This is a genomic window from Streptomyces sp. NBC_00483 (assembly GCF_036013745.1).
Taxonomy (GTDB): Bacteria; Actinomycetota; Actinomycetes; order Streptomycetales; family Streptomycetaceae; genus Streptomyces.
This window is the reverse complement of record NZ_CP107880.1, coordinates 8,454,395-8,465,793: the sequence shown is the minus strand read 5'-3', so window position 1 is coordinate 8,465,793 and position 11,399 is coordinate 8,454,395. Positions and strand designations below refer to the sequence as shown.

Here is an 11,399-nt window from a genome sequence, read left to right as displayed (position 1 = left end):
TCCCTCGATGACTCTGCGGCTGCCGAATATGTCGTCCACACAGCTCAGAAGCGTCTCCAACGGTGCGGCAGGATGAGCACTCGTGCTGCCTCGTCTCGCCTCCCTAACGGTCACCAATATGTTCGCCGCACTGCGGTTGCTGCCGATGAGCAACCGCGACAAGGACGCGGAGATCCTCGCCCTGCGTCACCACTCGCCGTCCTTCAGCGACAGCTCGGAGCAGACCGGCCCAAGTTCGCTCCGGAGGAGCGGGCCCTCATTGCCGCCCTACTTGCGCCCATGCCCCGTGAAGTTCTGTGCCGGCTCCGGATACTGGTCCGACCCGACACCGTGCTGCGCCGGCATCGCGATCTGATGAAACGGCGTCACGCCCGTACCTGCCGGCCGAAAAGACCAGGCCGACCACGCACCATCCGCTCAATCCACGCGCTGGTCCTGCGCCTGGCCCGAGAGAACCCGTCGTGGGGCTATCGCAGGGTGCATGGCGAACTCGCCACCCTCGGCATCAAAGTTGCCGCCTCCACTGTCTGGGAGATCCTTACGTCGGAGGGCATCGCCCCCTCCCCCGACCGTGCTGCCGTCACCTGGGCCGACTTCCTGCGCTCTCAAGCCGACGCTCTCCTGGCCTGCGACTTCATCGAGACCGTAACCCTGACCGGCAGGCGCCAATACATCCTCGCGGTCATCGACCACGCCACCCGCCACATCCGGATCCTCGGCACCACCGCCCACCCCACCGCAGACTGGGTAATCCAGGCCGCCCAAAACCTGGCCATGGACCTGGCGGACACCGAAGCCACCATCACGTACCTGATCCGCGACCGGGACACGAAGCACCCCGCCCTCTTCGACGAGATCCTCAGCAACGCCGGCGTCCAGGCCGTGCGAACCGGCGTCCGGATACCGCGCATGAACGCCCTCATGGAGCGCTGGGTCCAGACCTGCCGCCACGAACTGCTGGACCGCACGCTCATCTCGAACGAACGCCATCTACGCTACGCGCCTCGCCAGTTCGAACTGCACTACAACCACCACCGGCCCCACCAAGCAATCGATCAGGCGCGGCCCCTGCACGCCACCCCTGAACCACTCACCCGCCCAGAAATCACCCAACTCAAGGTGCGCCGGAGAGACCGCCTGGGCGGAGTCCTCCACGAGTACCAGCACGTTGCTTGAACTGCCCGGATGGAGTTTTCGGCAGGTGCACTGCTACGGCGAGTACAACGGCTACCACGTCTGGGACTACGGCTACTGGCAGGGCGCGTACGCGTAGCCCCTACCATCGCGGAGGCGGGGCCGGCCCTGGCCCCGCCTCCGCCCAGGGAGACGCATTCATGAAAAGGCCTCTGGTCAGGTCGCTCGTCGGAGTCGCAGCTCTCGCTCTGGCGGTCACCGGTTGCACAACCGGAGCCCCCAAGGACAGTTCGAAGTCGGCGCGCCCCGCTCCGAGCTCCACGGGCGCAGCCAAGAACAGCCTGGTCTCGCAGATACGCGTCGCAGTCGCGGACAACAAGGGCTACAGCGTCGAAGACGCGACCAGCCTCGACCGCGCGACCGACCAAACCGCCCCCCGGCTATGGAGGGTCTGCTTCAAAAGGCCCGGAAAGGGCCCCGGCTCCGTGGACTTCGGAGTGGTCCTCACCGGTGAGTCCTGTCCGAAGAAGTGGGGAGAGCGGGCGCCGGCCCCGCACACACCCTCCCTGGTGGGGGACGACTTCGCCAAGGCTTACAAGGCCGTCCTGGCCATGGGCTATCCCGCCCAGGACGTTCGTGTCTACTACGGGGGAAGCGCGGAGACGGATCGTTCACAGCTCCAGAAGGTAAAAGGGCAGGTCTGCAAGCAGCTCCCAGCTGCGGGGCGCGCTTTCTACAATCCGGAGCATGTGGATCTTTTTGTGGCCGTAGGTAAGTGCCCAGACAGGGGGTGAACTTCAAGCGGGTCTGCCGCACGATCGGGTGACATCTTGAACTGGCTTGCCCTATGGGGCGGGTGGGAAGGATGTCGCAGTGCCAAGCCTTATCCGGAAGAGTTCCGCGAGGACGTCGTGCGGGTCGCGAGGAACCGCGGTCCGGGTGTGACGGTCGAGCAGGTGGCCGCTCGGCGGTCAACCCACCGCCCTGCGCGTACCGCATACCACCGGCCTACCGCACGGATCACAACCCGTCGCCCCCTCCGACAACGCCCCGAAGAGATCAGTAATCACCCGTCGCGGCAATACAGGGTTCAGCGCAGCTTGTTCACCGCCGTCACCGTCGTCTTCTTGAAGTCGGCCACCTTGGCGTCGCGGTAGGAGCCCATCTGGCCCCAGCGGACCACCGTCACGATGTTGCCGTCCCGGCCCACCGAGAACAGGTTGATGTCTGAGGCGCCCCACGTGGTCGTGGTGTGCACGCCGTACACGACGGCGCCTTCCTCGACGGGGAGCCGGCCGTAGTACTTCTGCGTCGCGCTCACCTCGGGGTCCTGCTTCATCAGCGAACCGGCGCACCCGGCCAGGTCCTCGCGCAGCAACGCCGCGAAGTCCTTGGCCCGCTGCGCGTTGCGCTCCACCACGGTCACCTGAAGTGCGGTGGCATCGAGGTCCGTGTGGTACGCGCGGTGCACGGAGATCGACGGAAGCGCCTCGCCCACGCACATCGGCAGCGGATCCGGCTGCCCGGCCGTGACCGGACTCGCGTACCAGGGCGACGAGGGGTGCGGCGGCAGTTGGGACGGGGACAGGAACCTCGGCGTGCCGGACGCGGAGGCGGTCCCCATCGCCGTCACGGCGACGCCCGTCGTGGCGGCCGCCACGACGATCAGTGCCAACAGGCCTCTACGGGTTCCAGTGTTCGTCATCGGCGCATTCTCCATATCTCGCGCATGCCGTCATACATGCTGGTTCCGATTGGTCTGACTGCCCTGTACGACCAGTGGCATTACATACCCGTTGCCCTGACTTGTGTCACGACTCTGTCACTGGCCTCACACCCGGCGGCGACCACTCGAAGCAACGCCTCCCCCCGTCTTCAGCTCACGCGGGCGACACCCAACACCACGACGGAAGCCTGTAGTTGATGCCCCTTCACCTCAACCGACAGCGAATCAATGGTCGCCGCCCTGCGCCTCAGCACTGCAGACGTCACCGCCTCCACCGCCTGGGAGATACTCAAAGACCACCGCATCGCCCCCTCTCCCCAGCGTCAGCACACCACCTGGGCCGACTTTCTGCGCAGTCAGACCAATACCCTGCCGGCCTGCGACTTCTTCGAGACCCGCACTCTGACCGGGGCGCGCCTGTACGTCTTCGCAGTCATCGAGCACGCCACCCGGCGCATCCGGATCTTGGGCACCGCCGCCCGGGTCACACAGCCAGGGCGCAACCTCACCATGGACTTGGAGGATGAGGGCAGCAGGGCCAACTCTCTTATCCGCGACCGAGATTCCAACTTCACCGCAGCCTTCGACGCGACCCTGATCGATGCCGGACCGGCGGTCATCGAGTGTGACATCCGCCTGCCCCGCATGAACTCGATCACGGAACGGTGGATACAGACCTGCCGGCGCAAGCTCCTGGACCGCACCCTGATCTGGAACCAGCACCACCTCCTCCACGCGCCGCGCGAGTTCGCCACGTTCCACAACGCGCACCGGCCGCACCGAACCCTGAGACAAGCCGCGCCCCTTCGCCCACCACCCGAACCGATCAACGTGCCAGCGCACACCAGACACCTGGAAGTCCGTCGACGAGACCGGCTCGGCGGAACCTTCCACGGGTACCGACATACTGCTTGACCAGGCCGGATGATTAGTCAGCACCCGCAGAGTCCCGTTGTGGTCGATGCACCATGACGCAGAGCGCGAGATCCTACAGACCTACAGAGAAGTTGTGGGGAACGATCGGGCGATCAACGCTGTACAGCGTCACGCTGATCGTGCGGTGGAGTTCCGTCCTGTCGGGGTGTGGCCGCGCGAGAGCCACCAGGTGAGCAGTGACGCGATGGCGGCGAAGGCCGCGGCGATCGGCAGCATGAGGGCCGCGGAGCGAGTGAGGACCGCCGCACCCAGCGCACTGGAAAGGAAGTTGCCCAGGTAGGCGGCGGAGGTGTTGAGAGAGGTCACCACCGGGGCACCGCCGGGCGGGGCGTAGGCGATGATGCGGTGCTGCTGCGGGCCGATCACGGAGTAGGAGACGACGCCGCTGAAGGCCGTGGCAATCACCACGGGGACGAAACTCTCCCGGATCGGCAGCATGACCAGGAACACCGCGGCGATCCCGAGGGTGGCGCCGATGACGACGCGCCGCGGGTCGTACCGGTCGGCAAGCGCTCCGGCGCCCAGGTTGCCGCAGGTGGCAGCGACACCGAAGACCAGCAGGAGCAGCGCGAGGCGGGACTGCTCTCCGCCGACGGCCGGCTCGAAGACCGCGCTCATGTAGGTGAAGGGCAGGAAGATCGCGACGAACGCCAGCAGGGTGACCACCAATACCCGCAGCACCCGCCCGTCGGTCAGCGGTGCGATCCGCTCCCGCAGCGAGGCGCCGACGCTCAGGTGCACCTGTGGCAGCAGCGCGGCGAGAACAGCCGCAACCACGGCGGCGAGCGCGGCAACGAACCAGATCGCCGCCCGCCAGCCCCAGGCCCCGCCGATCAGGGTGCCCAGCGGAGCGCCCAGCACCAGCGCGAGGGTCGCCCCGGCGGTCACCATGGCGATGGCCCGGCCCCGTCGCACCTCCCCGGCCAGGTGCGCGGCCGTCGCCACGGCACTCGCCATGAACAGCGAGGCGCCCGCGCCCGCCAGCACTCTCGAGCTCAGCACCAGGGCGAAGTTGTCCGCCGTGGCGGTGACGGCGTTGCCCACAGCGAGCAGCATCACCCCGGCCACCAGCACCCGGCGCCGGGACCACTTCCCCGTCAACGCGGCGAGCACCGGCCCCAGTAGCGCATAGGCGAGGGAGAACAGGCTCACCATCTGGCCCACTGCGCCCGCGCTGACGTGCAGCGTGGCGCGGATCTCGGGCAGCAGTCCGACGATGATGAACCCGTCCGTGCCGACCGCGAAGGCCCCGAGCGCCAGGATCGCCGTGCGTGCCCGCCAAGGGGGCCGCTGCGCAGGGCCGTCCGCAGCTGGTGCCGCCGAAGCGTCCCTGGCGGCTGAGGACGTGACCCGTTCGCCCGCCTCCGCGATCTCTTCGCCGTTGCCCGCGTTTCCTCGCGAACGAGCCATGCGACCCCCAAGGTGGTACCGATTGGTTCCGTCTTGCTGACGCAGGACGGTACTGGTCGGTTCCGTTTCGCGTCAAGGTCGATTAGGCTTGCGGCATGCCGACCCACGCACGCGACCGCCTGATCAAGGCCGCAGAGGAGCTCTTCTACGCGGAAGGCATCCGCGCTGTGGGGCTCGAGCGACTGCTCGCCGCCTCCGGCGTGGGACGCGCCTCGTTCTACCGGCATTTCCCCGGCAAGGACGACCTCGTGGTGGCCGTTGTGCGCGGCGCCGGCGAACGCGTCCTGCGGTGGCTGACGAACGAGGTGAAGGCGCGCGGAGGTGAGCCGCTGGCCGTGTTCGAGGCCCTGGCCGAGCGTTTCACCCATTCCGGCTTCCGCGGCTGCGTCGCGATCAACACCATCGTGGAGTACGCCGACCCGGACAGTGCGGCCCATCGTGTCGCCGCCGAGCACAAAGAGGACGTCATCCGCTACCTCGACGGCCTGCTGGCTGCGGCTGGGCAACCCCAACACGCCGAACTGGCACGACAGTTCATGCTGCTCTTCGACGGAGCGATGGTGACCGCATTGCGCGAACGCACTCCACAGCCCGCCCGCCGCGCCAAGGCCGTTGCGGCCGCCCTTCTCGAGTGAACGAAGGCTCGGGCGAGCGCGACCGGCACTGGGAAATCCATGCCTTCCGACCTCGGCCTCAAGGCGACGGCGCGCGGTGCGCGGCGCCCCGATCCGTGCGACGACGTGCGCAGACGCCCACAGAGCGCCACGATGACATTGGCGCCAGAGACTCTCTACAGGGCTGCCGGCGCTGACGTCAGAAGGGTGCCTGTCCCGCTCGGAAATACGATTCCTGCTCTGGCCTGCAGCTTCTCCACGCGAGGCAACAGCCTCAATGGCGCCTGGGATGATCCTTCGATGTGGCTGTCGATCGTCACCACGGTGGTCCGGAATCTGATCAAGGTGCCCGCTGCCGTACTGCGCAGCTGCCTGGCCTAGGACGCGGAGATGTTGGCGTTGCGGCACAAGAACGCCGTGCTGCGCCGGCACCACCAACTCATCGCCGGCAAATGGACCATCCCCCCGACACCGCAGCCCCAGCAGGCCCTCCACCGCATCCACCGTCGAACCCACCCGGCGCCACCACGGCGTTGCACCGGACGGTGTCCGTCTCCCACGAAGTGCCCCACCGCGACTACCCGTGGGAGGTGAAGTCCACGACCGCCGAGGCGGTGGTGCGGTGCCACCACCTGCTGTTGCGCAGCATCGCGTGGTCGCCACCGGGCACAAGGGACATGTCCGCCCGCGCGCCTGACGCTCGCGCACGTCGGACGTACTCGGCCGAGGCCTGCGGATCGGTGACGCGGTCGTGGTCACCGTGGAGCACGAGGACGTCCTTGTCCCTCAGGTGTGCGACTGGTTCGTCCTCCGGGCACCAGGGGGCCAACGCCACAACGGCCCCGACCTGGGGAGCTCGTGCGGCGCGCAGAGCGGCGCGGCCGCCCATCGAGTGACCCACGAGCACCACTGGCACGTCGCCGACGAGCCGGGTCAGCTCGTCCAGTGCCCGATTCGCATCGTGCAGGGCATCGGCGTCGGATCCGTTCCAGCCACGCACCCGGTACTGCACCCGCGCCAAGAGGACGGGGGCATCCGCGAGGGCCGCCGCGGCCGCGCGCACGAAGGGCCGCATGCGCAGCGCCGCGAGGTGCCAGGACCGTGACGGAGACCGGCCATCGGCACGGCCGCCGTGCAGGAACAGCACCGCGGCCCGCGCCTTGGGCGGGGTTCGACACCGCACCAACGCACCGCTAGCACTCGCCACAGTGGCGGGCTGTCCGAAATCAGCCATGCGTCACCCTCCCTACTCCACGGCATGACCGTGGAATGCTCGCTACTGATCATTCGGCGCCCGCCCTGCAACGGCTTGGTCGAGCGGACCGGTCCAAGGACCGGCCGGCCCTTCAACACCGCGACCGGTCAGATCAGCCCCGTGACGGTGATGGTGACATGAGCCCGCGCTTTCTGGTCCGGGACGGCCATAGCCAGGTGTTCCTCTGTCATCCGGCGGTGTGCGTGCCAAGAACCCCATCCGCGCAGGCCACTCACCCCGTCATCGCGCCGTGACAGCCCGGCATGATGAACGACCGCGCTGCTTCGATCGACCTATCTGACCGCGACCAACGCCTTCGCCATGCTGCAGATGCTCCCGGCGAACAACCGCGACAAGAACATCGAAATCCTCGCCCTGCGCCTGCGCCTGCGCCTGCCGAAAATGTCATCCATGCAGATCAGGAACGTCATCGACGGTGCGACAGGATGATTTCGTGTCGCTCCGTCCCGCCTACCTGACCCTCACCAACCTGTTCTCCGCACTGCGATTGCTACCAATAAACGATCGCGACAAGGACACGGAGATCCTCGCCTTACGCCGCCAGACCACCGTCCCGGAACGACAACTCGGCACGGACCGAACCAAGTTCACACCCGCGGACCGGGCGTTCCTCGCCGCCCTGCTGACCCCCGCCTGCCACGCCAGGCCCTGCGTCGACTCTGGTTACTGGTCCGACCCGACACCGTACTGCGCCGGCACCACCACCTGATCTGGCAGCGCCACGAACACAATTGCAATATGAAGACAAAAGTGCATGAAGGTTGAAGGTGCCGTGTATGCCCGCTCATCCTTGCCTCATGAGTCTCGCCTCGCCCTCCTTCGACCTCACCCCCATGGACGGCTACGCCCACGACTGGGCCCTCGTCGACGTGGAGACCTCCGGGCTGATACCCCGGCGCGACCGGGTGCTGTCGGTCGCCGTGGTCACCATCGGCCGGGACGGCGAACAGACCGGGGAGTTCTCCACACTTCTCGATCCGGGGTGTGATCCGGGGCCGGTCGATGTGCACGGGCTGACCACCGAGCGGCTGCGCGGCGCGCCCACCTTCGACCAGGTGGCCGAGCGCATCGGCGCAATGCTGCAGAACCGTGTTCTGGTCGCCCACAACGCACAGTTCGACTACGACTTCCTGGCCTACGAGTTCGCCCGGGCCCGCACGTGGCTGCCGGTCTCGCAGCGGCTGTGCACCCTCGCCCTGAACCGGCAAGTGGACCCACCGACAGCCGACATGAAGCTGGGCACCCTGGCCGCCCACTACGGCGTACCGCAGCGGCACGCGCACGACGCGCTGGACGACACGCGAGTCCTGGCCGGAATCCTGCGAGCATCGCTGCAAGAGGCGGCCCGGCTCGCACTGCAGTTGCCCCTCGTGAACTGCCCGCCCCGTGCCGAGTCCCAGTTCACACCCACGCCGCCCAAGACACCCTGCGCCTACCGCAATCCCGGCCGGCTGGCTCCGGGCTCACCGCTGAGGCAGGGCATGAAAGTCGCGATCACCGGGGAAACCGTTTGTGCGCGGGCCGAGTTGATCGGCCGAGGCGTTGCCGCCGGACTCAACATGATGGGCTCGGTCAGCCACCACACCAGCGTCCTGGTCAGCAACGAGCCCACGACCGAATCGGCGAAGGCACGACGGGCCGCCACCGAAGGGGTACCCGTCATCGACGAGGACACCTTCCTCCAGCTGCTCAGCGACGTAGAAGCCGGAGCGGGGCATCAGGCGCCCGGACCGGCACCGGTCATCCCTGCCCCCCGCCAGGCCGAGCCCGCCCCCATCGGGTCAGGTGCAAGGCCACTGTCAGGGCGCCGCGTCCTCGTCCTGGGCGCCGCACACACCGAGGCAGCCGGCGCGCGCAGCCTCGTCGTCGAACTCGGCGGCTCCGCCGCGGTCAATCTCTCGCGCAGCGTCACGGACGTCGTCTTCCTCCCCGGCGGGGACAACGACCGCCGTATGCCCCGCATCACGGAACTGGGGCTTTCGGTGCACGACGAGCGCTGGCTCGTCGATCCGGCCATGCCCGCCACCGTCCCCCTCCCCGGCGCCGATTCCGAGGTGGCCGCAGGCAGGACATCGGAGACGCCTGTCGGCGCCACTACACCCCATGCCCTCCCCCGCGGCGGCGTCATCGACCTGCCCACCCCCACCTCGCCGTGGCATGTCACCGCGTCCTGGGCACCTTGGGAACACGGCGAGGTCGATGTCGTCGCCTTCGTACTCGACGAGGACGAACAGGTCACCTTCGACGAAGACTTTGTGTTCTACGGCGCCCCGGAGAACCCCGGCGGCACCGTCCACCTGCTCACCAACGGCCCGGCCGAACAGACCATCACCGTCGACGTCGCTTCCCTGCCCCCGTCCTCACACCGGGTGGTGATCGCCGCGGCCATCGACGACGGTCTGTCCTTCGGCGACGTCGGCGCCGTCCAAGTCGCCACGGCACCCGGCGACAGCGCCGCCCCACTGACACGCGCGACACTGGACGCCGCCACCAGCGAGCGCACACTGGTCCTGGCCGAGCTCTACCGCCGCGGTCCACTCTGGCGTTTCCGCGCCGTCGGACAGGGCTACGACCACGGACTCGACGCCCTCGCGCGCGGCTACGGAGTCGACATCGCCGACTGACCTTGCGCCTGGCGAAATCCCTGTCCGCGCAGGCCACCCAGCCCGCTGACATCGCCGACCATCAGAGCATGACGATCGACGTGCGGCTCCGGCTCGCCTACCTGACCATGGCCAACGTCTTCGCCCTGCTACGACTGCTCCCCATGAGCGGCCGAGCCAAAAACGCCGAGATCCTCACCCTGCGCCACCAGATCACCGTCCTGCAACGTCAACTCGGGGACACCCGGGTGAAGCTCAGACCAGCAGACCGGGCCTTCCTCGCCGCGCTTCTCCACCCCCTCCCGCGCCGGCTCCTGCGCAGCCTGCGGTTGCTCGTGCGACCCGACACCGTGCTGCGATGGCACCGCGACCCGATCAAACAACACCACGCGAATGCCTCCCTGCCGCATCGGCCGGGTCGGCCGCGCACCGTGCGCTCCATCCGCCTGCTCATCCTGCGCCTGGTCCGCGAGAACCCGTCCTGGGGCTACCGCCGTATCCACGGTGAGCTCGTCACCCTCGGCATCAAGATCGCCGCCTCCACCGTCCGGGAAATCCTGAAAGCCGAGGGCATCGACCCGACCCCAGACCGGACCACCACGACCTGGGCCGCCTTCCTCCGCTCCCAGGCCGGCACCCTCCTGGCGGCGGATTTCATTGAGACCGTCACCCTGACCGGCAAGCGCCAGTACATGCTCGCCGTCATCGAACACGCGACCCGCCGCATCCGCATACTCGGCACCACCGCCCACCCCACCGCTGACTGGGTCACCCAAGCCGCGAGGAACCTCGCCATGGACCTCGAACAAGCAAGCACCAAGGTCAAGTACCTGATCCGCGACCGCGACGCGAAGTTCCCCGCCCTGTTCGACCAGATCCTCAACCAGGCCGGCATCGCGATCGTCCTCAGCGGCATCCGCGTCCCGCGCATGAACTCGATCATGGAACGCTGGATACAGACCTGCCGCCACGAACTCCTCGACCGCACGCTCATCTGGAACGAGAACCACCTGCGCCACGCTCTACGCGAGTTCGAGGCCCATCACAACAAGCACCGCCCCACCAGGCGATGAATCAGGCAACCCCGCTGCGGGCATTACCAGAACCGATTACCGACCCCGACCGAATCGCGCACCTGAACATACGCCGACGACCACCTCGCAGGCATACTCCACGAATACCGACATGCTGCCTGACCTCGACGGATGAGGTTTTCGGCAGGCGCAACGCTGCACAAGACGACGGACGTCACCGCGTCCGGCACACGAGGAAAGATCCGGCACTCCCTGCCAGCCGGCGATCGCCAACCCCTGCTCCAGAGCCTCCGCCTCGCGCTCGCCCTGCCGCCCTGCCGCCCTGCCCTGACCACCCACGCACGCACGCACGATCGCCGCCCCTCCCCCGATGCCCGAACCCTGGCCCCGATCCTGGCAACTTCCCTCACCGTGAGGCAAGTTCAGTCGCACGCGCCTCAGGATTCTTCCTTCACGTCGACGTGACGCTCACGCCCGGGGCCGTTCATCTATGCAGGCACCATCCCGGTGCCGGAGCAAACCCCCGGATCAGCTAGAACCCGTACACCCGAGTAAAGGGGGCCGGAGCCCGGAGTGGATGACTCCGATCGACGCCGCAGCGGTCGCAGAACGCGAGCGGCCGCGACGCCGCCGCAGAGGAGCGCCCCGTCAAGTCCCCTACCGGAA

General features: G+C 67.8%; 8 protein-coding genes and 3 pseudogenes. 8 read left to right on the top strand and 3 right to left on the bottom strand.

The genetic code is table 11. From position 1 onward, the window contains the following. Positions 1-82: 82 nt before the first annotated feature. Positions 83-1,176: pseudogene (locus tag OHA73_RS37760) on the top strand (integrase core domain-containing protein). A 158-nt stretch (positions 1,177-1,334) separates the two neighbouring features. Beyond that, positions 1,335-1,928 carry a hypothetical protein gene (locus tag OHA73_RS37755; RefSeq protein WP_327657346.1) on the top strand — a complete coding sequence of 198 codons (594 nt, stop codon included), beginning with the start codon at positions 1,335-1,337 and terminating at the stop codon, positions 1,926-1,928. A gap of 296 nt (positions 1,929-2,224) precedes the next feature. Here OHA73_RS37755 and OHA73_RS37750 read toward each other — a convergent pair whose 3' ends face one another. Further along, positions 2,225-2,839, bottom strand: a complete 615-nt coding sequence (locus OHA73_RS37750) for a hypothetical protein (RefSeq protein WP_443063171.1) — start codon at positions 2,837-2,839, stop codon at positions 2,225-2,227. Between the two features lie 282 nt (positions 2,840-3,121). Between OHA73_RS37750 and OHA73_RS37745 the strand changes: the two are divergent. Beyond that, positions 3,122-3,775: pseudogene (locus tag OHA73_RS37745) on the top strand (integrase); the annotation flags it as partial. Positions 3,776-3,904: 129 nt separating this feature from the next. On the opposite strand, the gene OHA73_RS37740 reads toward OHA73_RS37745, so the two are convergent. Beyond that, positions 3,905-5,206 carry an MFS transporter gene (locus tag OHA73_RS37740; RefSeq protein ID WP_327657345.1) on the bottom strand — a complete coding sequence of 434 codons (1,302 nt, stop codon included), beginning with the start codon at positions 5,204-5,206 and terminating at the stop codon, positions 3,905-3,907. A gap of 95 nt (positions 5,207-5,301) precedes the next feature. Between OHA73_RS37740 and OHA73_RS37735 the strand changes: the two genes are divergently transcribed. After that, positions 5,302-5,841, top strand: a complete 540-nt coding sequence (locus OHA73_RS37735; protein WP_327657344.1) for a TetR/AcrR family transcriptional regulator — start codon at positions 5,302-5,304, stop codon at positions 5,839-5,841. A 556-nt stretch (positions 5,842-6,397) separates the two neighbouring features. Here OHA73_RS37735 and OHA73_RS37730 read toward each other — a convergent pair. Continuing rightward, complete coding sequence (locus tag OHA73_RS37730; RefSeq protein WP_327657343.1) at positions 6,398-7,054, bottom strand: alpha/beta hydrolase; 657 nt, start codon at positions 7,052-7,054, stop codon at positions 6,398-6,400. A gap of 342 nt (positions 7,055-7,396) precedes the next feature. Here OHA73_RS37730 and OHA73_RS37725 point away from each other — a divergent pair, with 342 nt between their 5' ends. The 4 genes and pseudogenes from OHA73_RS37725 (at position 7,397) to OHA73_RS37710 (ending at position 10,895) form a co-directional block, all read left to right on the top strand. Then, complete coding sequence (locus OHA73_RS37725; protein WP_327657342.1) at positions 7,397-7,525, top strand: hypothetical protein; 129 nt, start codon at positions 7,397-7,399, stop codon at positions 7,523-7,525. Between the two features lie 4 nt (positions 7,526-7,529). Then, positions 7,530-7,805 (top strand): hypothetical protein, encoded by a 276-nt coding sequence (locus OHA73_RS37720; RefSeq protein WP_327657341.1) that lies wholly within the window; start codon positions 7,530-7,532, stop codon positions 7,803-7,805. A gap of 88 nt (positions 7,806-7,893) precedes the next feature. Beyond that, positions 7,894-9,720, top strand: a complete 1,827-nt coding sequence (locus OHA73_RS37715) for a TerD family protein (RefSeq protein ID WP_327657340.1) — start codon at positions 7,894-7,896, stop codon at positions 9,718-9,720. Positions 9,721-9,800: 80 nt separating this feature from the next. Continuing rightward, positions 9,801-10,895, top strand: a pseudogene (locus OHA73_RS37710) (integrase core domain-containing protein). Positions 10,896-11,399: the final 504 nt, after the last annotated feature.

What these genes read in the sequence shown, in the direction of transcription:
- OHA73_RS37755 (WP_327657346.1), top strand. Translation starts at nt 1,335, where the DNA reads ATGAAAAGGCCTCTGGTCAGGTCGCTCGTCGGAGTCGCAGCTCTCGCT.
- OHA73_RS37750 (WP_443063171.1), bottom strand. Translation starts at nt 2,839, where the DNA reads ATGACGAACACTGGAACCCGTAGAGGCCTGTTGGCACTGATCGTCGTG.
- OHA73_RS37740 (WP_327657345.1), bottom strand. Translation starts at nt 5,206, where the DNA reads ATGGCTCGTTCGCGAGGAAACGCGGGCAACGGCGAAGAGATCGCGGAG.
- OHA73_RS37735 (WP_327657344.1), top strand. Translation starts at nt 5,302, where the DNA reads ATGCCGACCCACGCACGCGACCGCCTGATCAAGGCCGCAGAGGAGCTC.
- OHA73_RS37730 (WP_327657343.1), bottom strand. Translation starts at nt 7,054, where the DNA reads ATGGCTGATTTCGGACAGCCCGCCACTGTGGCGAGTGCTAGCGGTGCG.
- OHA73_RS37725 (WP_327657342.1), top strand. Translation starts at nt 7,397, where the DNA reads ATGCTGCAGATGCTCCCGGCGAACAACCGCGACAAGAACATCGAAATC.
- OHA73_RS37715 (WP_327657340.1), top strand. Translation starts at nt 7,894, where the DNA reads ATGAGTCTCGCCTCGCCCTCCTTCGACCTCACCCCCATGGACGGCTAC.